This is a genomic window from Mesorhizobium sp. M0028, from assembly GCF_040323855.1.
Taxonomy (GTDB): Bacteria; Pseudomonadota; Alphaproteobacteria; order Rhizobiales; family Rhizobiaceae; genus Mesorhizobium.
On the sequence record NZ_JAMYVG010000004.1, the window covers coordinates 307,037 to 328,313 of the forward strand.

General features: G+C 61.3%; 23 protein-coding genes. 14 read left to right on the forward strand and 9 right to left on the reverse strand.

The features are described from left to right. Positions 1-190: 190 nt before the first annotated feature. The 11 genes from trbB to NKJ93_RS11960 all read left to right on the forward strand — a co-directional run bounded on the left by trbB (position 191) and on the right by NKJ93_RS11960 (position 9,992). A complete protein-coding gene (gene trbB, locus NKJ93_RS11910; protein WP_352589139.1) occupies positions 191-1,207 on the forward strand; it encodes a P-type conjugative transfer ATPase TrbB in 1,017 nt (338 codons plus the stop codon). Positions 1,208-1,281: 74 nt separating this feature from the next. Beyond that, positions 1,282-1,545, forward strand: a complete 264-nt coding sequence (locus tag NKJ93_RS11915; protein ID WP_254818676.1) for a TrbC/VirB2 family type IV secretion system protein — start codon at positions 1,282-1,284, stop codon at positions 1,543-1,545. Further along, positions 1,545-1,808 (forward strand): VirB3 family type IV secretion system protein, encoded by a 264-nt coding sequence (locus NKJ93_RS11920; protein WP_352589142.1) that lies wholly within the window; start codon positions 1,545-1,547, stop codon positions 1,806-1,808. Before NKJ93_RS11915 ends, NKJ93_RS11920 begins: the two co-directional genes overlap by 1 nt. 10 nt (positions 1,809-1,818) lie before the next feature. Continuing rightward, a complete protein-coding gene (trbE, locus tag NKJ93_RS11925; RefSeq protein WP_352589145.1) occupies positions 1,819-4,326 on the forward strand; it encodes a conjugal transfer protein TrbE in 2,508 nt (835 codons plus the stop codon). Positions 4,327-4,358: 32 nt separating this feature from the next. Continuing rightward, positions 4,359-5,072 (forward strand): P-type conjugative transfer protein TrbJ, encoded by a 714-nt coding sequence (trbJ, locus tag NKJ93_RS11930; protein WP_352589264.1) that lies wholly within the window; start codon positions 4,359-4,361, stop codon positions 5,070-5,072. Between the two features lie 11 nt (positions 5,073-5,083). Next, positions 5,084-5,452 (forward strand): putative entry exclusion protein TrbK-alt, encoded by a 369-nt coding sequence (gene trbK-alt / locus NKJ93_RS11935; protein WP_352589147.1) that lies wholly within the window; start codon positions 5,084-5,086, stop codon positions 5,450-5,452. Then, positions 5,449-6,813: a P-type conjugative transfer protein TrbL gene (gene trbL / locus NKJ93_RS11940; protein ID WP_352589150.1), complete on the forward strand. Its 1,365-nt coding sequence runs from the start codon at positions 5,449-5,451 to the stop codon at positions 6,811-6,813. Before trbK-alt ends, trbL begins: the two co-directional genes overlap by 4 nt. After that, positions 6,810-7,496 (forward strand): conjugal transfer protein TrbF, encoded by a 687-nt coding sequence (gene trbF, locus NKJ93_RS11945; protein ID WP_352589153.1) that lies wholly within the window; start codon positions 6,810-6,812, stop codon positions 7,494-7,496. Before trbL ends, trbF begins: the two co-directional genes overlap by 4 nt. Positions 7,497-7,558: 62 nt before the next feature. Next, a complete protein-coding gene (gene trbG, locus NKJ93_RS11950; protein WP_352589267.1) occupies positions 7,559-8,557 on the forward strand; it encodes a P-type conjugative transfer protein TrbG in 999 nt (332 codons plus the stop codon). Then, a complete protein-coding gene (locus NKJ93_RS11955; protein ID WP_352589156.1) occupies positions 8,554-9,768 on the forward strand; it encodes a TraB/TrbI/VirB10 family type IV secretion system protein in 1,215 nt (404 codons plus the stop codon). Before trbG ends, NKJ93_RS11955 begins: the two co-directional genes overlap by 4 nt. Beyond that, on the forward strand, positions 9,765-9,992 hold the full coding sequence (locus NKJ93_RS11960; RefSeq protein WP_352589159.1) for a DUF2274 domain-containing protein: 228 nt from the start codon (positions 9,765-9,767) through the stop codon (positions 9,990-9,992). The genes NKJ93_RS11955 and NKJ93_RS11960 overlap by 4 nt, the downstream gene beginning before the upstream one ends. Before the next feature lie 441 nt (positions 9,993-10,433). Here the strand turns inward: NKJ93_RS11960 and NKJ93_RS11965 are convergent, their stop codons facing one another. Continuing rightward, the gene (locus tag NKJ93_RS11965) at positions 10,434-11,438 is read right to left on the reverse strand and encodes an ATP-binding protein (protein WP_502896868.1); all 1,005 of its coding nucleotides are present in this window, start codon (positions 11,436-11,438) and stop codon (positions 10,434-10,436) included. A gap of 221 nt (positions 11,439-11,659) precedes the next feature. Further along, positions 11,660-12,547, reverse strand: a complete 888-nt coding sequence (locus NKJ93_RS11970; protein ID WP_352589162.1) for a LysR family transcriptional regulator — start codon at positions 12,545-12,547, stop codon at positions 11,660-11,662. Between the two features lie 652 nt (positions 12,548-13,199). On the opposite strand from NKJ93_RS11970, the gene NKJ93_RS11975 reads away from it, so the two are divergent. Both NKJ93_RS11975 and NKJ93_RS11980 read left to right on the forward strand, forming a co-directional pair. After that, positions 13,200-13,877 carry a GHMP family kinase ATP-binding protein gene (locus NKJ93_RS11975; RefSeq protein WP_352515851.1) on the forward strand — a complete coding sequence of 226 codons (678 nt, stop codon included), beginning with the start codon at positions 13,200-13,202 and terminating at the stop codon, positions 13,875-13,877. Then, positions 13,874-14,920: a cysteine synthase family protein gene (locus tag NKJ93_RS11980; protein ID WP_352589165.1), complete on the forward strand. Its 1,047-nt coding sequence runs from the start codon at positions 13,874-13,876 to the stop codon at positions 14,918-14,920. The genes NKJ93_RS11975 and NKJ93_RS11980 overlap by 4 nt, the downstream gene beginning before the upstream one ends. Positions 14,921-14,965: 45 nt before the next feature. On the opposite strand, the gene NKJ93_RS11985 is transcribed toward NKJ93_RS11980, so the two are convergent. The 6 genes from NKJ93_RS11985 to NKJ93_RS12010 form a co-directional block, all read right to left on the reverse strand. After that, positions 14,966-15,697: an amino acid ABC transporter ATP-binding protein gene (locus NKJ93_RS11985; RefSeq protein WP_352589168.1), complete on the reverse strand. Its 732-nt coding sequence runs from the start codon at positions 15,695-15,697 to the stop codon at positions 14,966-14,968. After that, on the reverse strand, positions 15,694-16,350 hold the full coding sequence (locus NKJ93_RS11990) for an amino acid ABC transporter permease (RefSeq protein ID WP_352589171.1): 657 nt from the start codon (positions 16,348-16,350) through the stop codon (positions 15,694-15,696). Before NKJ93_RS11990 ends, NKJ93_RS11985 begins: the two co-directional genes overlap by 4 nt. A gap of 107 nt (positions 16,351-16,457) precedes the next feature. Beyond that, positions 16,458-17,204, reverse strand: a complete 747-nt coding sequence (locus NKJ93_RS11995; protein WP_352589174.1) for a substrate-binding periplasmic protein — start codon at positions 17,202-17,204, stop codon at positions 16,458-16,460. 157 nt (positions 17,205-17,361) lie between these two features. Further along, positions 17,362-18,654: a threonine synthase gene (locus tag NKJ93_RS12000; RefSeq protein WP_352589177.1), complete on the reverse strand. Its 1,293-nt coding sequence runs from the start codon at positions 18,652-18,654 to the stop codon at positions 17,362-17,364. Then, positions 18,651-19,844, reverse strand: a complete 1,194-nt coding sequence (locus tag NKJ93_RS12005) for a M24 family metallopeptidase (RefSeq protein ID WP_352515857.1) — start codon at positions 19,842-19,844, stop codon at positions 18,651-18,653. The genes NKJ93_RS12000 and NKJ93_RS12005 overlap by 4 nt, the downstream gene beginning before the upstream one ends. Beyond that, entirely contained in the window at positions 19,834-20,607 is a 774-nt protein-coding gene (locus NKJ93_RS12010) for an IclR family transcriptional regulator (RefSeq protein WP_352589180.1), read from the reverse strand. Before NKJ93_RS12010 ends, NKJ93_RS12005 begins: the two co-directional genes overlap by 11 nt. 146 nt (positions 20,608-20,753) lie before the next feature. On the opposite strand from NKJ93_RS12010, the gene NKJ93_RS12015 reads away from it, so the two are divergent. Then, the gene (locus NKJ93_RS12015; RefSeq protein ID WP_352589183.1) at positions 20,754-21,032 is read left to right on the forward strand and encodes a helix-turn-helix domain-containing protein; all 279 of its coding nucleotides are present in this window, start codon (positions 20,754-20,756) and stop codon (positions 21,030-21,032) included. Between the two features lie 28 nt (positions 21,033-21,060). Here the strand turns inward: NKJ93_RS12015 and NKJ93_RS12020 are convergent, their stop codons facing one another. Beyond that, complete coding sequence (locus NKJ93_RS12020) at positions 21,061-21,276, reverse strand: helix-turn-helix domain-containing protein (protein WP_023679380.1); 216 nt, start codon at positions 21,274-21,276, stop codon at positions 21,061-21,063. Between the last annotated feature and the right edge of the window lies 1 nt (position 21,277).

A 21,277-nucleotide genomic window follows, 5' to 3' on the forward strand; every position in this document is an offset into this window, starting at 1 on the left:
TTTTGAGCGGCGATGGCCAGTCGGGCACCGGGTTGCTGAGCTATCGCGGTCGCGGCACCGCATTTCGCAAGTCTCTGCACGTCATCGCACGATCGCCGGCTTTGCTTGTTGCAAGGCCGACGCTCCTGCCTTTTCTAATGATCCCCGACCGCGGCACGAAACAGTTCGTGGCGAGAAACGGGGACCCCGCATGGCGACCAACCATCATGCCAGCAAGAGAGTGGTGTCGCGCGGCGCGCGCATGCTCCGCACCGCTCTCGGCCCGGCCATAGCAGCCTTCCTTGACGATCCAGCCATTGTCGAGGTGATGCTGAATCCCGACGGTCGCCTGTGGGTTGATCGTCTCAGCGAAGGACTCGTTGCAAGCAATGAAATCCTGATCGCGGCCGACGGCGAACGGATCGTCAGGCTGGTGGCGCACCATGTCGGTGCGGAGGTGCATTCGGGCTCGCCGCGCGTTTCGGCTGAACTGCCTGGAACCGGCGACCGGTTCGAGGGTCTGTTGCCGCCTGTTGTCGCGGCACCAACATTCGCCATCCGCAAGCCGGCAGTCGCGGTGTTCACGCTTCAAGACTATGTCGCCGCCGGCATCATGACCGAAGGCCAGGCTGACGTCCTGCAGCTTGCCGTGGAGACACGGAAGAACGTGCTGGTGGCCGGCGGCACATCGACGGGCAAGACCACGCTGGTCAACGCGCTTTTGGCGGAGCTGGCCAAATCCGCCGACCGCGTCGTGCTGATCGAGGATACGCGCGAGTTGCAGTGTGCTGCGCCCAATCTTGTGGCGCTGCGCACCAAGGATGGTGTCGCCTCGCTTTCCGATCTGGTGAAGTCGTCGTTGCGACTTCGGCCCGATCGCATTCCGATCGGCGAGGTACGCGGCGCGGAAGCGCTCGATCTGTTGAAGGCCTGGGGCACCGGCCATCCCGGCGGCATCGGCACCATTCACGCCAATTCTGCCATTGGCGCACTGCGCCGACTGGAGCAGCTCGTGCAGGAGGCCGTCGTTACGGTTCCGCGCGCACTGATTGGCGAAACCATAGATCTCATCGCGGTTCTCGCTGGCCGCGGCTCAGCGCGCCGGCTCGTCGAGATCGCCTTGGTCGACGGGCTCGATCCGGCCACCGGCGACTATCGCACCCTGGAAGCAAATCTCGAGACCACAACGACCTTGAATCACCACTCGCCCTATGGAGCTTCAGAATGACCCAGATCCGCTTCAATTCATCGGCTTTCCGCAAGCCTGTCGTGGAGCTGTCGTATGCGGCGACCGCTGCGATCATGATGATTGCACCCGCCCATGCTGCCGGTTCTTCCATGCCCTGGGAGGAGCCGCTTCAGCAAATCCTCGAATCGATCGAGGGACCAGTCGCCAAGATCGTGGCGGTGATCATCATCATCATCACCGGCCTTTCGCTCGCCTTCGGCGACACCTCAGGCGGATTTCGCCGGCTGATCCAGATCGTCTTCGGGCTGTCGATCGCTTTCGCGGCAAGTTCGTTCTTCCTGTCCTTTTTCTCCTTCGGCGGCGGAGCGCTGATCTGATGGATGAGGAGATCCGTGGGTTTTTCGCGCCGGTTCATCGCGCACTCACCGAACCGATCCTGCTCGGCGGCGCGCCGCGTGCAGTCGCGATTGCCAACGGCACGCTGGCCGGCGCGGTCGGATTGGGACTTCGTTTGTGGATCGCGGGGCTCATCATCTGGGCGGTCGGGCATGTTGTGGCCGTCTGGGCGGCAAAGCGCGATGCGCAATTCATCGATGTGGTTCGCCGGCACCTTCGCTATCCCACGCATTTCGGATGTTGAGGTTTTCGCCATGATGAACCTCGCGGAATACCGAAAGAAGAGTGCCAGCCTCGTCGATTATCTGCCTTGGGCCGCCCTGGTGGCGCCGGGCGTGGTGCTCAACAAGGACGGCAGTTTTCAAAGAACGGCGCGTTTTCGCGGGCCGGATCTGGACTCCGCCACGCCGGCCGAGCTGGTCGGCAAAACCGCGCGGCTCAACGGCGCGCTGCGCCGTCTCGGCTCCGGCTGGGCAATTTTTGTCGAAGCGCAGCGCAATCCCGCCAGCGGCTACCCCGACAGCCGGTTCCCGGATTGTGCATCCGCACTTCTCGACATCGAGCGTCGCGAACAGTTCGAAGACTCCGGTGTGCTGTTTGAAAGCAGCTACTTTCTCACCTTCGTGTGGCTGCCTCCGGCCGAGGAGGCGTCGCGAATGGAGAGCTGGCTCTACGAAGGCCGGGAAAAGACCGGTGTCGATCCGTGGGAGCTCCTGAAGAGTTTTGTCGATCGCACCGACCGCGTGCTCAACCTCATCGAAGGCTTCGTTCCGGAATCTGACTGGCTCGACGATGGGGAGACGCTGAGTTACCTGCACTCAACCATTTCGACCAAGCGGCATGGCGTTCGCGTACCAGAAACGCCGATGCATCTCGATGGCCTGCTTGTCGATCAGCCGCTGGCCGGCGGGTTAGAGCCGAGGCTTGGCGAGGCGCATCTGCGCACACTCACCATCACCGGGTTTCCGACGATGACCTTCCCGGGGATTCTCGACGACCTTAATCGCCTTGCCTTCCCCTACCGCTGGTCGACGCGGGCGATCATGCTCGACAAGACCGACGCGACCAAGCTGGTGACGAAGATACGCCGTCAGTGGTTCGCGAAACGGAAATCTGTCGCCGCGATCCTCAAGGAGGTGATGACCAACGAGGCGTCCGTTCTCGTCGACACGGATGCCGCCAACAAGGCGGCCGATGCGGACGCAGCGCTCCAGGATCTGGGCTCTGACCAGATCGGCGAAGCCTATGTCACCGCCACCGTGACTGTCTGGGATGCCGATCCCTCGATTTCCGACGAAAAGCTGCGTCGGGTCGAAAAGATCATTCAGGGCAGGGACTTCACCTGCATCGCCGAAAGCGTCAACGCTGTCGAGGCTTGGCTGGGCAGTATCCCTGGCCATGTCTATGCCAATATTCGCCAGCCGCCGCTTTCCACGCTCAACCTCGCGCACATGATTCCGCTCTCCGCGGTCTGGGCAGGGCCGATCGAGGATGAGCACTTTGGCGCTCCGCCGCTGTTCTTCGCCAGAACGGAAGACGCCACGCCGTTCCGGTTCAGCCTGCATGTTGGAGATGTCGGCCACACTCTCGTCATCGGCCCGACCGGCGCCGGCAAGTCGGTCCTGTTGGCGATGATCGCGCTTCAGTTCCGGCGGTACCAAAACAGCCAGGTCTTTGGCTTCGATTTCGGCGGCTCAATCTGCGCGGCCATGCTCGCCATGAATGGCGATTGGCACAGTCTCGGAAGCAATGCCCCAGGCGGGCAGGGGTCTGACGATCCGTTGTCCTTGCTCACCTTGGCCGATCTGTCGGACGACGTTCACACCGTGTCGCTGCAGCCGCTTGCCCGCATCCATCATACGCCAGAGCGGGCCTGGGCGGCCGACTGGCTTTTCGACATTCTACTGCGCGAAGGCGTGGCCATCACGCCGCAGGTCAAGGAACATCTGTGGTCGGCGCTGACGTCGCTCGCTTCTGCGCCAGTCCAGGAGAGGACGCTGACTGGCCTGTCCGTGCTGCTGCAGTCCTCGCTACTGAAACAGGCGCTTGGTCCCTATTGTATCGGCGGTGCTTATGGCCATCTGCTTGATGCCGAGCATGAGCGTCTCGGCGAAGCCTCCGTCCAGGCGTTCGAAACCGAGGGCCTGATCGGCACAGGTGCTGCTCCCGCGGTGCTTGCCTATCTGTTCCACCGCATCGAGCAGAGGATGGACGGCCGGCCAACACTGCTGCTCATCGACGAGGGCTGGCTGGCGCTCGACGATGGCGGTTTCGCCGACCAGCTGCGCGAATGGCTGAAGACGCTGAGAAAGAAGAACGCCAGCGTGGTCTTCGCCACGCAGTCGCTTTCCGACATCGACGGATCGCCAATCGCGCCGGCAATAGTTGAAAGCTGCCCGACGCGGTTGTTCTTGCCAAACGAGCGCGCCATCGAGCCACAGATCACCGAGATCTACCGACGCTTTGGTCTCAACGATCGCCAGATCGAGATCATCGCCCGGGCGATACCGAAGCGCGACTATTACTGTCAAAGCCGCCGCGGCAACCGCCTGTTCGAACTGGGGCTCGGTCCGATCGCGCTGGCGCTCTGCGCCACGTCGTCCAAATCGGACCAGGCCGCGATCGAACGGATTATCGCCGAGGCCGGCCGAGACCATTTTCTCGAGGCTTGGCTAGCGGAGCGCGGTCTCTCCTGGGCGGCCGACCTCATCCCAAATCTCACCAATGTGATCGACCAGTCCACAGAGGAGATTTCGTCATGAATTCCGTTCTTGCAGGCAGCCTTATCCGTCGCATGGCGGCAGCCGGCGCCATCGCGGTCGCCACGGCGCTTTCATCGGCACCAGCATCGGCGCTGATCGTGTTCGATCCCAGGAACTATGCCGAAAACCTGCTTTCGGCATCGCGCGCCCTGGAGCAGATCCATAACCAGATCACCTCGCTGCAAAACGAAGCGCAGATGCTGATCAACCAGGCGAAGAATCTCACTTCGCTGCCGACCTCGCTGCTTGGCCAGATCGAGGGCAATTTTTCCGAGATGAAGGCCCTGCTCGGCGAGGCCGAGAAGCTGGCCTATAGCGTCCAGGACATCGAGAGCCAGTTTGCCTCCACTTACAAGAATTTCGGTTCGGATCTCTCCAGCCAGCAGCTTGTTGAGGGTGCGCATCAACGCTGGCAGACCTCGGTGTCTGCCTTCGAGCATTCGCTGAAAACCGGCGCCGTCGCAGTCGACAACATCGCAGGGACACAAGAGCAGACGAGCGCGCTGGTGAGCGCCAGCCAGTCGGCTGTCGGCGTGCTGCAGGCGACGCAGGCCGGCAACCAGCTTCTTGCCGTGCAGGCCAAGCAAGTTGCCGATCTTACCGCGATGCTGGCGGCACAAGGAAGAGCCGAGGCCCTTGAGCAGGCAAGGAGGGCGGCAGCGCAGGAGCAGGCGCGGGAACAGTTCAGCCGTTTCATGACGGGCAGCAGCTACAGCCCGTCATCCGTAAAAATGTTCCACGACTGAGGCGAAGACGCATGGATCTCAAGATCGCCGCTCGGATGACAGCCGTTCTCGCCCTTGGCGCCGCCATGACCGCCGCCTTCATGGCGCTGCGCGGCGACGGCTCACAGGACGCGTCCTCCCCGCGCTCCGCACATCCGGGCGGCGAGCCGGCAAGCGTCGAACTTGCCCGATGCCGGGACATTGGCATGGCGGCGATTGATGACGACGCCTGCAGGAAAGCCTGGGCGGAAAACCGCCGACGCTTCCTGCGGCCATCTCGTCCCGTAGCGCCAAATGCGGCTCCGTCGATCGAAAAAGACCCGAGCCGAATGTTGCCGCTCCAACCGCCAACACCACCTCTCGCGGAAGACCGGCATCATCCGGAAACGGTGGCGCCATGAACGACACCGGCGTGATCGATCGCTTCCTCGAAACTTTCACCCGCTACATCGATTCCGGGTTTGGGCTGCTCGGCGGCGAGGTGGCATTCCTGACCTCCACGCTGATCGTCATCGACATCACGATTGCCGGCCTGTTCTGGGCCTGGGGCGCTGACGAGGACGTGCTGCACCGGCTGGTGAAGAAGACGCTCTATATCGGCTTCTTCGCCTTCATCATCGGCAACTTCAACCGTCTGGCCGGCATCGTCTTCGAGAGTTTTTCCGGGCTCGGCCTGAAGGCTGGAGGCTCGGCACTTTCAGGCTCGGCATTGCTGCAGCCGGGCCGCGTCGCGCAAGTCGGCATCGACGCCGGCAATCCGATCCTCGAGGCCGCCAGCCAGCTGATGGGCTACGTCTCTTTCTTCGAGAATTTCGTCCAGATCGTAGTGCTTATGATCGCCTGGGCCATCGTACTGATTGCGTTCTTTCTTCTGGCCGTCCAGATTTTCGTCACGCTGGTCGAATTCAAGCTGACAACGCTTGCCGGGTTTGTGCTGCTCCCCTTCGCGCTGTTCAACCGGACCGCCTTCCTCGCTGAAAAGGTGCTCGGCAACATCGTCGCCTCCGGCGTGAAGATCCTAGTGCTTGCCGTCATCGTCGGCATCGGCTCGGGTCTCTTCGGCGAGTTCACCCACGGCTTTGGCGCCGAACAACCCACGATCACAGATGCGCTGTCGCTTGTCCTGGGTGCTCTGTCGCTGATGGGGCTGTCGATCTTCGGTCCCGGCATTGCGACGGGGCTGGTCTCTGGTGCCCCGCAACTGGGCGCAGGTGCCGCTGTTGGCACGAGCCTCGCGGCTGGCGGCCTTGGCCTTGCCAGCGCTATGGGTGCCCGCGCCGCAATAGGCGGTGCTGCAGGCGCACTCAATGCCGGTGGACGCATATCGGCAGCAGCCGCACGCGGCGGCGCACACCTGGCCGGCAGCACTTCGGCCGCCTGGGAACTTGGCGCAGCCACATCCGGAAGAAGTGGTGCTGGCTCAATCGCCGCCGGCATGGCGGGTGTCGCCAAGGCTGGTGCCAGCGCTGCTGTTCAACCCGTCAAGCAGTCAATGTCGCGCGCCGCGTCAGCCCTGTCCGACAGCTACGAGGCCGGCCGTCTGGCAGCTTGGGCTGCGACGAATGGAGAACAGTCAGTGGGAAGAGCTTCCTCGGGTGACACCGCCGACTCCAGTGCGGACTCGCCGCCAACCTGGGCAAAACGCATGAAGCGCGGCCAGGCCATGAGCCACGGCGCCAGCATCGCCGCGCATTCAGTCCACTCCAGCGATCATGGCGGCGGTTCGATGAATGTTTCCCTCGATCAGGACGACCGCCGATGACCCCCTTTAAACGCCCTTCTGTTCGTTACGGAAAAACGCCTCATCCCGAGACGCCATATCAGCGTGCCGCCCAGATTTGGGACGAGCGCATCGGCTCGGCTCGCGTCCAGGCGAAAAACTGGCGGCTGATGGCCTTCGGCTCGCTCGTCCTGGCCGGCGGTTTTGCATCCGCATTGGTCTGGCAGTCGACGCGCGGCTCGGTGGTTCCCTGGGTGGTTCAGGTCGACAAGTTTGGCGAGGCGCAGGTTGTCGCCCCGGCCGTTGCCGACTATCGGCCGACCGATCCTCAGATCGCCTGGCATCTGGCCCGCCTCATCGAACAGGTCAGAAGCATTCCGGCCGACCCGGTCATCGTCCGCCAAAACTGGCTTCGCGCCTACGATTACACCACAGACCGCGGCGCCATTTCCCTCAATGATTACGCTCGCTTGAACGACCCTTTTGCCAAAGTGGGCAAACTCCAGGTCGCCATCGAGGTTTCCAGCGTCATCCGTGCTTCGCCGGATTCGTTCCGCGTCGCCTGGATCGAGCGCCGCTACGAGAATGGCAATCTGGCCGGCACCGAGCGCTGGACCGCAATCCTCACCATCGTGATTCAACAACCCCGCGACGCCGACCGGCTCAAAGCCAATCCGCTCGGCGTCTATGTCAACGCCATCAACTGGTCGAAGGAGCTTTCATGATGCGTGCGGCACGAACAAGAACATCGGCGAGACCGGCCACGCGCAATGCGCCCAACGCACATATGCTTGGCTTGGCGTTGCTGTCAGCGATGACGCTCGTCGGCTGTGCTTCCAAAAAATATATTCCGCCGGAAATCGCCTACGACGATGCGGTGGCTGCCGTGCGCAAGGTCGACCCGCCTGGCCCGGTGAAGGTGGTGGAAGTGCCAAAACCGCTTCCGCTACCAGGTCAGTTGAAACCGGTCGAGGCCACGAACGTGAAGCCGGAGCCGACCGATCCGAAGCAGCGGATCAGCCAGGCGAACGAGGCAGCGAGGATGCAGCCGGTTCGCGACGGGTTCGTCAATGCCATCCAGCTCTATCCGTGGAGCGAGGGCGCGCTCTACCAGATCTATGCCGCGCCCGGTCAGGTCACAGACATCGCCTTGCAGCCCGGCGAGCAGCTTGTCGGCTCCGGGCCTGTGGCCGCTGGCGACACGGTGCGCTGGATCATCGGCGATACACAAAGTGGGGCAGGGGAGCGCCAGCAGGTCCACATTCTCGTCAAGCCGACGCGGCCAGACCTCCAGACCAATCTCGTCATCAACAGTGACCGCCGCACCTATCATCTCGAGCTGCGCTCGACCGAAAAGACCTACATGGCCTCGGTCTCCTGGCAGTATCCACAGGACCAGCTGATTGCACTGCGGCGCCAGAACGCGCAGGCTTCCGCCGCACAGCCGGTCGCATCCGGCGTCGACCTCCAGAAGCTGAATTTCCGCTATCGCATCGAGGGCGACACAGCACCCTGGCGGCCGCTTCGCGCCTTCGACGACGGTGCAAAAGTCTATATCGAGTTCCCGTCAGGCATAGGGCAGGGCGAAATGCCGCCGCTCTTTGTCATCGGCCCATCGGGCGGCTCGGAACTGGTCAACTACCGTGCTCGCCAGAATTACTACGTCGTCGATCGGCTGTTTGCCGCCGCTGAATTGAGGCTCGGCGACAAGACGAGCGAGAAGCGCGTCCGCATCGTACGCACGGACGGGAAACGAACCTCGCCCAGCACCAGGCTGTTCCGATGAGCGACCCTGCAAATGTGCCCAACCAGGACATTCGAGCGGAACTGCGCCTGCGGCCCGAGCCGGCCAGGGTCACGCGATTGTCGCGCAAGACGCTGTTAGGCGTTGGTGGAATTGCCAGCGCTGCGATCCTCGGCACGTTGATTTGGGCGCTCGACACCAGACGGCGCGGGATCGAGCAACCGCCCGAGCTCTTCACCACCGAAAACCGCACGACAGCCGACGGGCTGCAGAACCTGCCTAAGGATTATGCTGGCGTTCCGCAACTCGGCCCCGCGCTGCCTGGCGACCTCGGCCGGCCGATCTTGCGTGCCCAGGAGCGCGGCCAGCCGGTTGTGCCGTCCAACATCAGTGCGCCGCGCGCCGATCCGGAAGAACAACGCCGACTGGCCGAGATCGAGGCCGCACGAGTGGCAAAACTTTTCACCGATACCAATGTGCGGCCAAGTCCGGTGACACAAGGTGCTGGTGCGGGAAATACCGTCGCAAACGCGTTGTCCGGCCCGATATTGCCGATAGAGGAGCCATCGCTCGAGCCTGGTGCCGCGCAAAACATGCAGGACCGCAAGCTCGCCTTCGTCAATGCCGAGCCAGAACGTCGCACCGTCAGTCCCAATCGGCTCGCCGAGAAAGCCTCGCCCTATGTGGTGCAAGCTGGTACCGTTATACCGGCTGCCCTTATCACCGGCATCCGCTCCGACCTGCCCGGCGAGATCACCGCTCAGGTCACGGAAAATGTCTACGACAGCCCGACAGGATCCAATCTTCTGATCCCCCAGGGTGCGAGGCTGATCGGCCAGTACGACAGCCACGTCGCCTTCGGCCAGTCGCGCGTGCTGCTGGTCTGGAACCGGCTGATCATGCCTGACGGCACCTCGATCGTGCTGGAGCGCCAGCAGGGCGCAGACGCTGAAGGATTTTCCGGGCTGGAGGACGAGGTCGACCGTCATTGGGGCCAGATGTTCCGGGCCGCAGCACTCTCGACATTGCTGGGCATTGGGACATCGCTTGGGTCCAGCGACGACGAAAGCGAAATCGCCAAGGCCATCCGCGAAAGCGCGCAGGATTCGGCCGCCAATATTGGCCAGCAGCTCGTACGCAATCAGCTCAATGTCCAGCCTACGCTCACCGTGCGGCCCGGTTTTCCGGTTCGCGTGATTGTCAATCGCGACCTTGTTCTTATACCTCACCGCACGCCGAAGGATCCATCATGACCAAGCTGAAACTTTCCGCCATTCCCGATGACCGTCCGGTCAAGATCACGGCCGAACTGCCTGCCGCCGTTCATCGCGACCTTGTCGCTTATGCCGATGTGCTTGGCCGTGAAAGCGGCCAGACAATCGCAGATCCGGCAAAGCTGATCGCACCGATGCTGGCACGGTTCATGGCAACGGACAGGGCATTCGGCCGAATGCGTTCCAACACGAAGTCAGGGTAATCAACGGCAGCGATCGGCCTGTTGTCTGCTCGGCCTGACGGTTGTCCGCACTGAGAGCCACCCCGCATCTGCTCAAGATCAGCATTGCGGTCCGCCAGCGATCAAGGTCGCACCCTATGAAACCGGCAGACGAACACGAAGGACAGCAGGGCTGACGGACCTGTAGGTGGCCTCATCTCAGACCAAACAAACGAACCGTCGACCTCACCATCGCCTCGAGCCTGGGACGAGTGGGGTCTTTTGAGCCTCCGCTCTGACGGGATGAATACCAAAGCCATTTTATTATGCTTCGCCAAGCAGCGCCTGGCCTAGGTCCTGCAGGGGCATCGCTTCGACGCCATGCCGGAGCGGAAAACGCTCCGATCCCGGGAAAGACGACGATGCGCCGTGCCAGAGCAAGATCCTCGCAGGCCTGATGAAAACCCTTTTCCACCTTCGGCGTCAGGCTGCGCTTGACATGGCCCAGAGGCGTTGGCCCGGCAACGTGAGTAGCAGGTCGATCTCCGCGCCTGCGGTTGTTCGATAGAAATTGCTCAGCGTGCCGGCGGGGGCGGCGGCGGTCAGGGTTTCGATCACAAAGCCTTCCCAGGAGGCGCCGGCCACTGGGTGCCCAAGCACGTCTTCCTGCGTGGCGAGACCAAGCAGTGCATGGGTGATTCCGCTGTCGCGGACATAGACGCGCGGGGATTTCACCAAGCGCTTGCCGACATTGACATGCCAAGGTTCCAGCCGGCGAACCAGCAGGAGATCAACGAGTAGGGCGAGATAGGACGCGGCTGTCTTGGCGTCGACGCCGAGTGCGCGGGCGAACTCGGCAGCGTTGAGCAGGCCGGCTTGGTGGTGCGCCAGCATAGTCCAGAAGCGGCGCAGCGTCTCGGCCGGAATGCGCGGACCGAGGAGGGGGATGTCGCGTTCCAGATAAGTGCGGATGAAATCCAGCCGCCATCGCTGGCTGGCGCGGTCACTCGCGGCCAGAAAGCTGTCGGGGAAGCCGCCGCGTACCCATAGCGGCCCAAGGTGGGCGACGCCGACCTCGAGGCCATCGATCGGATGCATTTCGAGATAGGCAATGCGGCCGGCAAGGGTCTCGCCTGACTGCCTCATAAGATCGATCGACGCCGAACCTAAGAGCAGGAACCGGCCGGCTTTGCGACCGCCATGCCGACCGCGGTCGATCAGCCCGCGTAGGCTCTGGAACAGGTTCGGTAGCCGGTGGACCTCGTCCAGGATAACCAGCTTGTCCTGATGCTCGGCCAGGTAAAGCTCCGGCTCGGCAAGCCGAGCGCGGTCAGCGTCCGATTCGAGGTCGAGATAGATCGAAGGACGCCGTTCGGCTATCTCCAGCGCCAGGGTTGTCTTGCCGACCTGACGCGGCCCGAGCAGCGCCACAGCCGGCATGCTATCCAGCATCTCGGTGAGTTCTGTGCTGATGCGGGGTTCAATCATCCTTGCAAGTATGGTTCCAGTTTTGCAAGGAAGAACCGCGGCCCGGCGGCGCGAGACGGGCGGAAGGGGAAGTGGCGTTAAAGCGCGGACGCCTTGGTTAGATTGGCCCCGAACCGCTCAAACCGATGCTGACACGGTTCATGACAACAGACAGAGCGTTGCTAGGCCCCAACGCACTCTGAAACCGGGTGACTGTTCGGGTCATGCCGGTCGGATGACTGTCAGGACGAATACCGATCGCGCAGGAATGAGATGAAGGTCGGCAGGGCAGGATTGGCGTTGTCGGGACGCCAACGGGCTAAACTGGAGATCTGGATTGGTTTGCCCCCGATCCGCAGCTTACGACAGACCGCATCCTGAGGAACTCTGTCGGCATCTTGATCGTGGATCAGGGCGACTCCAAGCCCGTTTCCGACAAGGCGCAAAAGGATGCCCGCACTGACGTGATGTTCGACGATTGGAGGAAGCTGAACGCCGCGTCCAACAACGTCGGCGAGCAGAAATGCTTCGCCCTGGCGCACCAGCAATGTCTCCTGGTGCAACTCGTGCCACTCGATCACGGAACGGGTTGCCAGAGGATGATTTGAGGCAAGAACGATAGCCAAAGTGTCTTTCCATAGCGTCAGTTCGAATGCGCCGCCGCTAAATCGGGACGAGGAGGTCACGACGACGTCGACCTGCGTGGCACCCAGTGTAGCCTCAGGCGAAGGGTAAGGACTCTCTGTCAAGCTGACGGTCACATTGGGATGAGATTGCCCGAACTCGATGATTGCATCCAACGCTCGCCCGGCAAGGATGATCCCGTTGGAGCCGATGGAAAGCTTTTGGTGTTCATCTTTGATGCCGGTCCTGGCCAGGGTGAGAGTATTGTCAAGCTCGAGCAGAACGGAGCGCAGACGCTCCAGGAAGCGCTCGCCTGCCGGGGTTGGGCCGACGCCGCGAGCATGGCGATGAAATATCCTCGTTCCCATCGCATATTCGAGATCGCGTATGCGCCGGCTGAGCGCGGAGTGATCGATCCCTGCGCGTTGCGAGGCGCGAAGAAAGCTGCCCTCCTCCGCGACCACAAGCGCATAATTGAGGGTCGCGAGTTGGATGGAGCTCCGCATCTCTGCTCAAAGTCAAGTTGGCGACAAAACGCGTTTGAGCGCTTTTGGCCGCTGCGGGCTATCGCCAAATCTCAGTATTGACACAGGTGAGCAGTCCAACCCTCCTTACAAGAACAATAATGAAGACACCGTGCATGGCGCACTCGTTTCGGAACGGTTGTCCGCATGGCCAACCGCGCTCGGCGAGTGCTGCTGTGTCTAGTCGAGTATTGGGCGCCCTAATTGGTGGGGCGATCTTGTCTGTATCTCTGCATGATGCGCCTGCCAATGGCACTACCAAGATTTGGCGAGTGACAGCATGGATCAGTCATACACATCATCTGTCAATTCCAGGTGAGGAGATGACGTGGTGACAAAGACGGGGATGCTGAGATCCGGCCACCGGACAAACTCGAGCAACATCAACAACGAGACGATCAGGCTGCCACTTGCGGTAGGAGTCGGACGAGCGCACGCCCATCATGGGGAATTCCTCCAAGGCGTCTTTGAAGGGGAAAACGGAAGGCTTTGTCGCGGACTCGTAACCCTGCCGCTCACGTCGCAAGAGTCGCTAGTGACTTTCTGGCCGCATGAACAAAATGGGATTCGACCGCGGCCTGCAAACCGGACCAAAGCGGCTCGCGCGGCAGCCCTTACGCTCGAGCATATCGGAATGGCCGATGGAGGTGGGGAGCTTACGATCGAAAGCCCTATTCTGATAGGGCATGGCTACGGCTCCTCGACCGCAGACGTCATTGCGGCGATTCGTGCGGTGGCAGCTGCAGCGGGCCTCACGCTGCGCCAATCAACGGTTGCCCGACTGGCGGTGGCCGCAGAAGGCGCAAGCGACGCCATTGCGTACGGCGACCAGCCTATCCTCTTCGCCCACCGGGAAGGCCGTACAATCGAACACTTCGGTGGCGAGTTCCCGCCCCTTCTCTTGATAGGTTTCAGGGACAGCAGTGCCCGGCCGATCAATACGCTAAGTATGCCACGGGCACGCTACAATGGTGAGGAAATCGGGCTGTTCCGTGTTCTGCGGGGACTGGCGAACCGCTCCATCCGGCAACAAGATCCCCGCTTGCTTGGACGTGTCGCAACCATCAGCGCCAGTATCAGTCAGAGGCACCTGCCGAAGGCATCCTTCAATACCGTTTTGGATATAGCGCGGGCGCATGACGCGTGCGGTGTGCAGGTGGCCCACAGTGGCACATTGATCGGCATCCTTCTGGATGCCACTGCACCCAGGGCGGCCATGCGCGCTGCTGAACTCGCAAGGCAGGTGAGTGGCGCAGGCCTCCAAGGTGTCCATACGTTTGCCCTCAATGCCGAAACGGGGCTAATCCAGTGAGCGCGGCGCAAGACTATTTACGCGCCTATGAGACGCCGCGATTTGCCCAACTCGCACCTAATCTCAACGCCGCCTGCTTTTCCCTCATGAAGCTGATGCCCGCCCGGTTCATGGTCGATCAGGCAGAAGCGTCAGGGCGCCTCAGGCAGGAAGGTCACATCATCGAAACGACGTCGGGCACATTCGGCCTCGCCATCGCCATGCTAGCTGCGGTGCGTGGCTATGCGCTTACACTTGTCACGGCCTCCAGCCTCATCGACCTGAAACTCAGGCGGCGACTGGAACAACTTGGTGCCAAAGTCATGGCCATCGACGATCCTCGAGGAGACGGCAATCAGAGCGGTCGGCTCCAGTATCTTCAACAGACCCTGCGGGACAGCCCGGGCACGTATTGGCCTCGACAATACGACAGTCCGGAAAACCGCCTTGCCTATGCGCGCCTGGCCGACCTCGTTGTTCGATCATTCGGCCGTATCGATTGCCTCGTCGGCTGCGTGGGCACTGGGGGATCGCTTTGTGGAACCGGAGGCTTCCTTCGTGAGCTTTTTCCTGATCTCAGGATGATTGCTGTCGATACCCACCGAAGCATGCTCTTTGGCCAGCCTGTCGGACGTCGCATGCTGCGCGGGCTCGGTAACAGTGTTTTGCCGGAAAATGTTCGTCATGGGATGATCGACGATATCCATTGGGTGGGTGCATTGCCGGCTTACGCCATGGCGCATGGGCTCTTTCGCGATCACGGGCTCTTCATGGGTCCGACCAGCGGCGCCGCAGCCTTGGTCGGCGCTTGGTTCGCCAGGCAAAATCCGGAAGCCTCCACCGTCGTGATAATGCCAGATGAAGGGCATCGTCATTCCGACACAGTCTACAACCCCGACTGGCTCGCCGGTTTGAAGGATTGGCCAATCTCAATTCCTCTTGAACCAACTGTTCTCACGCAAATTCGTCCGGCTGAAGAGACGGCATGGACGAGATTCCCTTGGAACCGCAGAACTTTAAACGCCGTCCTCGCAGGGCTGGACGACTTGTCCCCTACGCAGTAACAGGTCCGAATTCAGGCTAGGCGACAAACCAACATCGGCTCGGAGTCAGACAGGGTGCATGACCCGGTGAAGAAAATCCTTAGTGCGTTCGTGTTTCGGATGTCGAAGGAGCTCCTTGGCCGGGCCTTGCTCAACGATCCTGCCGCCGTCGAGAAAGAGGACGCTGTCGGAAACCTCGCGCGCGAACTGAATTTCGTGCGTAACGACGAGCATGGTCATGTTCTCGTTTGCGAGCGCGCGCATGACCTGCAGGACCTCACCGACCGTTTCGGGGTCAAGTGCGGAGGTAGGCTCGTCGAAAAGAATGGCCTGTGGGCGCATCGCCAGGGCGCGGGCGATGGCCACGCGCTGCTGCTGGCCGCCCGACAATGACGCGGGATAGGCATTCGTCTTGTCGGCCAAGCCAACGCGATTGAGCAATGCCACGGCCCGCTCGCGCACCTGGTTCCTATTTTCCTTCAGCACGTAGAGCGGGCCTTCCATGACGTTTTCCAGGGCTGTGCGGTGCGGAAACAGGTTGAAGCGTTGGAAAACCATGGAAACACGGGTGCAGATGGCGTGAACCTGAGGTGAGGCGGCATCCACCACGGTGCCGTCGATGCTGATGCGACCGCGCTGATAGGTCTCAAGCCCGTTCACACATCGTAGAAGCGTCGATTTGCCGGAACCCGAGGGCCCGATCAAACATACGACCTGTCCCTTGACGATCTCGGCGTTGATCCCCTTGAGGACTTCATGGGCGCCGAAGGACTTGTGCACATCGTCGAAGGTGATCATCCCGCCGCCCCAAGATAGCTCTCGACTCTACGCATAAACAGGTTCAGCGGAACGGTCAGGCACAGGTAAAGCAGTGCCACCAAGGTAAAAACTGTCATGTTGTCGAATGTGGACGACGCAAGCATCTTACCCTGCATGGTCAACTCCTGAACCGAAATCACCGACACAAGCGAGGAGTCCTTCAGCAGCATGATCATGTTGTTGGCGTAAGGCGGCAGGATAATCTTGACTGCCTGCGGCAGCACGACGCGGCGCATCATCAACGGACGCTTCATCCCGATCGATTTTGCCGCTTCGACCTGACCCTTATCGACCGCCTCGATGCCCGCCCGGAAGGTTTCCCCGAGATAGCAGGAGTGAGCCAGGCCCAGCCCGATCGTGCCAGCCTGGAGCGCAGTCAGGTTGATGCCGATCTCGGGCGCGACAAAGTAGATATAAAAGAGAACCACCAGCAGTGGTATGCCGCGCACGAAGTCGACAAGGAGCCGCGTCGGCACGGCGAGACAGCGTATCCCCGATGTCCTCAACAGCGCCCAGACAAGGCCGAGCGCCGTCGCCAGACACAGCGCAAGAAGGGTTATCACGATGGTCAGCCAAACGCCTTGAAGAAGAAGCGGTAGATATTCCGTTGCGTGCGCGATGAACTTGGTCATGGCCGGCTTCCTTTTGGCACGTACCCCGGCCGTCACAGCCGGTCATTCCGATGCAATCCTATGGCCCTGCCAGCCGGCGCTTGTTTCGAGGTCATTGCGGGATGGCTTCAGAGGCCATATTTGGCAAATATTCGGGTTAATTCGCCGCTTTCCTTCAGCTTGGCGATGGAGGCATTCACCTTTTCGAGAAGCAGTGGATTTTCCTTGGCAACCGCTAACGCGACTTCGCCTTTTTTCATCGGCCGATAGCCGTCGACGAGGCGAACACCCAGTTCGGGGTTCTTTGAAAGCTGATATGCGACGATCGGGGCGTCACCGAAGCCGGCCTTGATGCGGCCCAGAACCACATCACGCATCATGTCAGCGATTGAGTCGTAGAGCTTGACTTGACCGAAGACGCCGAGCGCTTCCAGAGCGTCAGCGTAGGTCGAGCCGATCTGCGCCCCGACGGTCGCACCTCTCAGCTCTTCGATCGTGTAGTTCTTGCTGTCGCCGGCAGCAACAAACATCGCCTCGCCATAGGCGTAAACCGGCGTGCTGAAATCGATCACCTGCTTTCGTTTGTCCGTTATGAACATGCTGGCGGAAATCAGATTGATCTTGTCGGTCGTCAATGCCGGGATCAGGGCTGGAAAAGCATTTACCTGGAAGTCGGCGGTCGTACCAAGGTTCGCCGCAATCGCACTTGCCAGATCGACCATCGCGCCAGTTGGCTTTCGGGTTGCCGTGTCCACAAACGTGAACGGCACCCCGGTCGGCGTGACGCCGACCCTGAGGGTTTCCTCAGCCATCGTCTGAGTTGCCATTGCGACACCGAGGGCTGCGAGCCAGCCGATGAGTGTTTTGCAAAGCATGAAAATTCCCCTTTCATGTTTGAATCGAGGTTCCGCTCGCTAAGCGAGTTGAATTTGCCTCTCGTGGATAGTTTTTGGAAGTCGCAATACCGCCCAGTAATGGACGAGATCAGTCGATCAGAAGTCGCATCTGTTCATGATCGTCTCTATCTTCTCTTCAGGACATCTTCGCCGCGCGTTGTTCATGAGAGGGCGTGAAATGGTCACAGTCCCCGGCCAGATGTTGCCACGCGTCGGCAACTGACCGAAACGATTGTGGTGCGTGGTCCGGGCCGGTCGAACGATCCAAATCCTTGAGGCCGCTCGCTGTCACGATGGCAACGACGCTGTCCGAGCGCGCGATCGTGCCCTCCCGTCTCAAGGATTCAATGGCCGCAAATGGCGTCACCGAGGCAAGCTCGGCAAACACTCCCTCGGTGGCCGCAAGCTGCTGCTGCATGTCTATCAGGCCGAAGTTGCCGACCGGCATTGCCATGCCGCCAGATTCACGCAGCGCATTGAGCGCCTGAAACGTGCTTCGTGTGGTGCCGATCGAGATGGCAAGCGTGTCGAAACCCGCGGGAACCTCGGCGACCAGATCGGCCTTGCCGGCAAGCGCTTTGGCCAAGGATCCGTGCACTTCCGCCGCCACGAGTCTCGGCAACCGATCGATCCTGCCTTGGCTAAGAAGATCCTTGAATCCCGCCCAGAGCCCGGCAAGCGCGTCGCCATAGCAAACAGGCAAGGCGCACCAGTCCGGCACGGCTCCGTGCATCTGTTCGACGATCTCGTAAGCCAAGGTCTTGTAGCCCTCGATCCCAACAGGATGACTGCCGACGACGGGGCTGTGAAACGGCGACGTCGCAAACCATCCGAGGCGCTCGGTACCAGCGGCCAGCAATGGCCAGCGATGGGACTTGTCGGCCAGGGATACGACGCTGGCGCCGTATTTGCGGATCTGCGCCAACATTGCGCCAGCAGTGCCTGAGAATGTGACAACGACGCATTTCAAGCCTGCCCGAGCAGCATAGGCGGCAAGTGAGGCCCCGGCGTTGCCCGACGAAGCCGTCGCCACGACGCGTGCGCCACTCAAACGTGCTATCGACACCGCCACGGTCGAGAAGCGGTCCTTGTGGGACCAGGTGGGGTTTGCGCCCTCGTCCTTGATAAGCAACTTGGGGACATCGAGCTGCTTCCCCAGCCTCTCGGCGCTCAGCAACGGCGTCAGACCCTCGCCCAGAGAGATTGCATCGCTGAGCGCACAAGGGAGCATGTCGGCGTAGCGCCAGAGCGAGGGCAGCGCGGCACCCGCTGCGGAAGCGGCCGATGTAGCTCCTGATGGATCGTAGACGACCCTAAGATTGGCTGGCGCTTCCGCACAGCATATCGGGCAGCCGCGAGAGTCGATTTTGGTATCGATCCGGAACAAGACGCCGCATCGAATACAGGAAAGACCTGCCGCGCGGTTCATGACGGCACCCGCGTGATTGCATCGCGCGTCTGCGTCAGCCGCTCCACTCCGCCCTGGCGAACAACAACCATGTCCTCCACCTGGAGGCCCCAGCGGCCGATTTCGTAGTAGGGCGTCTCCACGCACAGCACCATGCCTTCTTCAAGGACGTCTGTACTGCGCGCCGAGAGCGTCGGCGCATCATAACCATCAAGGCCGATGCCATGGCCGACGTGATCGCGCTCGTAGTGGGCAATTCCTTCGCGCTGAACCACACGCATCACCGCCTCGAAGAGCTGTGCTGCTGCCATGCCGGGCCGGATAATGTCGCAGGCGTGCTGAACGCCGCGCAGCAGAGCCTGCTGAAGCCGATGCGCCTGCGGCGGCGGCTCGCCCAGCGTGGCGATGCGGGCAATGTCGGCGCGGTAGTGCCGAAACCGGCCACCGACGTCGAAGCGGATGATTTCTCCAGCGCGCAACTTGCGGTCCGACGGCTGGACGTTCATGAGCGCGCTGCGCTCGCCAAAGCCGATGCATCCCAGTACGGGCAGGGCGCCTTCCTCAACCGTCTTGACATGAAAAGCACGCGCCAGGTCTGCTTCGGTGGCGCCTTCCCGAGCAACTGCGAGTGCTGCTTGAATGGAGCGTTCGGCAATCTGGGCAACTTGGCCGAGCCGTTCGATTTCATCTGCCGTCTTTACGGCACGAACCTCGCGAAGCAATGCGGTGGCTGGTAGGAACGACGCATTGGGAAAATGGGCTCTGAGGGTTTCCTGGTATCCTGGCGCGAGCCCCGCCTCGTCTATGCCGATCCGCCCACGGCCGAGCTTGGCTTCTTCCAATGCGGCGACCAAAGCCGCAATGGCATCGCCATGCCTCGGCAGGTCTCGAAGCTGGAGGTGTCGTTCATTGGCGAGGTCCACGGTGGTCGAGGAACCGACATTGGCGTAAAAGTCGCCATAGCGCCGAACCTTGCTTACCCACAGTTCCTGATCGGCAACGAGGTCGAGGGTGCTGGAGCTTGCGATGATTTCAGGCGTGCCCTTGTCAGGAGCCGGCCACACCACATAAGCCTGCGGGCCGCGACGGATCCATTGCGGCAGAGCCCAGAAGCCGCTCATATAGGTCACGTTTTCCGGGGCAGTCGCTATAATTGCGTCAAGCCCGACTGCCGACATGCATTGTTTCAGGCGCGCTTCGTTAAGCAGCATGATGGGAATCCCGAGCCTGTTTTGCTTCCAGAAAGCCGAGGCCGGTGGAAATGCGCGCCGCAGCCGCCATTACTGCCTCTCCAATCTCAGCGATCTCCACATGCGGTCCCACTGACCGGGGGTAGGCCGCACTTATAGCCGCGATGATTGTGCCTGATGCATCGCGAAGCGGTGCGCCGACCGCAATCAGCCCGGTAAAGTTCTCGTCCAGGGATGTTGTGTAACCAATGGGCTCGGACGCTCTGATTTGAGCAACGAGTTTGTGCGGATCGGTGACTGTGCGTACGGCAACCTGCTCCAGTGGACCTCGTCCAAGAATCCCAATGACCGCCTCGCCGCTCAGCTCCATCAGGAGCGCCTTACCCAACGCGGTGGAATGCAAGGGGAAGGTCTCGCCAGGTGAAGAACGAATGACGACCGGACTCTTGCTTTGCACTGTCAAGAGATAAATTCCGCAGCTGCCCCGCCTGATACCGAGGAATGCGTTGAAGCACCCTTCGGCGGCCAGCGCCTGCAGTTCGATTTCAGCCAAACCAACCAGGCGATCTCTGCCCAGGACCTTCCGCGCCAGCGCCAGCACGGAGTGACCCAGCCGGTAGCGCCGCGAGTCTGGCGACTGCTCGACATAGCCCTGCTCTGCCAGGGTATTCAGAATTCGCTGCACGGCGGGAGCACTCTGCTCAAGCCGGCGGCCGAGTTCGCGCACTCCGACAGCTTCGTCCGCTTCCTTGAGGACATTGAGAACCGCAAGCCCACGTTCCAACGAAAGATTTCCTGTCACTGACGTTCCTTATTTCGGAATGGCGTTCCTTAATATGATGAGAAAAGCAGCAAAGGCCGTGCCTGTCAATGACGAATGTTCATTATAGTGTGTCGTCCTAAAGTGTGCGCAGCGACGACCATGCCGTCATGGACCTACGGTTGGTTGTCGGCCTCAACGTACAGAGGATTCGGCGCGCACAGGCCCTCTCTCAAGAGGAACTGTCGTTCCGTTCAGGATTCACGCGCGCCTATCTGAGTGGTCTCGAGGCCGGCCGTCGCAATCCCACACTCCTGTCGCTCGCAAAGCTTGCCACTGCATTGAGCGTCGACATCGAGGAGCTGACGAAACGCCCCGGCAAAAACGCCCGGGCCCCAGCTGGCGATTGTGCTGTGGCGCCGCATGAGCGGCGCAAGGGAAAATCCTGATGCTCTCGGCGGCCTGCTGGCCAGTGCATCATGGCGAATTTCGACGGATGAGCTGCTCCACGTCAACTTGCAATGCCAACGCCAGTACCTCCAGCGTATCGACGGTCGGTGAGTTTTCCTCCCGCTCGAGCTTGCCGACATAGTTGCGATCGAGGCCGGCAAGGTCCGCGAGCTGCTCCTGCGACAAGCCCGTGCCTTGGCGCAGCAACCTCAGATTGCGAGCAAAAACAGACCTCAGCCTCATG

Bases quoted from the DNA above. Each gene is read 5' to 3' on its own strand.
- trbB (WP_352589139.1), top strand. From the start codon at position 191: ATGGCGACCAACCATCATGCCAGCAAGAGAGTGGTGTCGCGCGGCGCG.
- NKJ93_RS11915 (WP_254818676.1), top strand. From the start codon at position 1,282: ATGATGATTGCACCCGCCCATGCTGCCGGTTCTTCCATGCCCTGGGAG.
- NKJ93_RS11920 (WP_352589142.1), top strand. From the start codon at position 1,545: ATGGATGAGGAGATCCGTGGGTTTTTCGCGCCGGTTCATCGCGCACTC.
- trbE (WP_352589145.1), top strand. From the start codon at position 1,819: ATGATGAACCTCGCGGAATACCGAAAGAAGAGTGCCAGCCTCGTCGAT.
- trbJ (WP_352589264.1), top strand. From the start codon at position 4,359: ATGGCGGCAGCCGGCGCCATCGCGGTCGCCACGGCGCTTTCATCGGCA.
- trbK-alt (WP_352589147.1), top strand. From the start codon at position 5,084: ATGGATCTCAAGATCGCCGCTCGGATGACAGCCGTTCTCGCCCTTGGC.
- trbL (WP_352589150.1), top strand. From the start codon at position 5,449: ATGAACGACACCGGCGTGATCGATCGCTTCCTCGAAACTTTCACCCGC.
- trbF (WP_352589153.1), top strand. From the start codon at position 6,810: ATGACCCCCTTTAAACGCCCTTCTGTTCGTTACGGAAAAACGCCTCAT.
- trbG (WP_352589267.1), top strand. From the start codon at position 7,559: ATGCTTGGCTTGGCGTTGCTGTCAGCGATGACGCTCGTCGGCTGTGCT.
- NKJ93_RS11955 (WP_352589156.1), top strand. From the start codon at position 8,554: ATGAGCGACCCTGCAAATGTGCCCAACCAGGACATTCGAGCGGAACTG.
- NKJ93_RS11960 (WP_352589159.1), top strand. From the start codon at position 9,765: ATGACCAAGCTGAAACTTTCCGCCATTCCCGATGACCGTCCGGTCAAG.
- NKJ93_RS11965 (WP_502896868.1), bottom strand. From the start codon at position 11,438: ATGATTGAACCCCGCATCAGCACAGAACTCACCGAGATGCTGGATAGC.
- NKJ93_RS11970 (WP_352589162.1), bottom strand. From the start codon at position 12,547: ATGCGGAGCTCCATCCAACTCGCGACCCTCAATTATGCGCTTGTGGTC.
- NKJ93_RS11975 (WP_352515851.1), top strand. From the start codon at position 13,200: ATGGCCGATGGAGGTGGGGAGCTTACGATCGAAAGCCCTATTCTGATA.
- NKJ93_RS11985 (WP_352589168.1), bottom strand. From the start codon at position 15,697: ATGATCACCTTCGACGATGTGCACAAGTCCTTCGGCGCCCATGAAGTC.
- NKJ93_RS11990 (WP_352589171.1), bottom strand. From the start codon at position 16,350: ATGACCAAGTTCATCGCGCACGCAACGGAATATCTACCGCTTCTTCTT.
- NKJ93_RS11995 (WP_352589174.1), bottom strand. From the start codon at position 17,204: ATGCTTTGCAAAACACTCATCGGCTGGCTCGCAGCCCTCGGTGTCGCA.
- NKJ93_RS12000 (WP_352589177.1), bottom strand. From the start codon at position 18,654: ATGAACCGCGCGGCAGGTCTTTCCTGTATTCGATGCGGCGTCTTGTTC.
- NKJ93_RS12005 (WP_352515857.1), bottom strand. From the start codon at position 19,844: ATGCTGCTTAACGAAGCGCGCCTGAAACAATGCATGTCGGCAGTCGGG.
- NKJ93_RS12015 (WP_352589183.1), top strand. From the start codon at position 20,754: ATGGACCTACGGTTGGTTGTCGGCCTCAACGTACAGAGGATTCGGCGC.
- NKJ93_RS12020 (WP_023679380.1), bottom strand. From the start codon at position 21,276: ATGAGGCTGAGGTCTGTTTTTGCTCGCAATCTGAGGTTGCTGCGCCAA.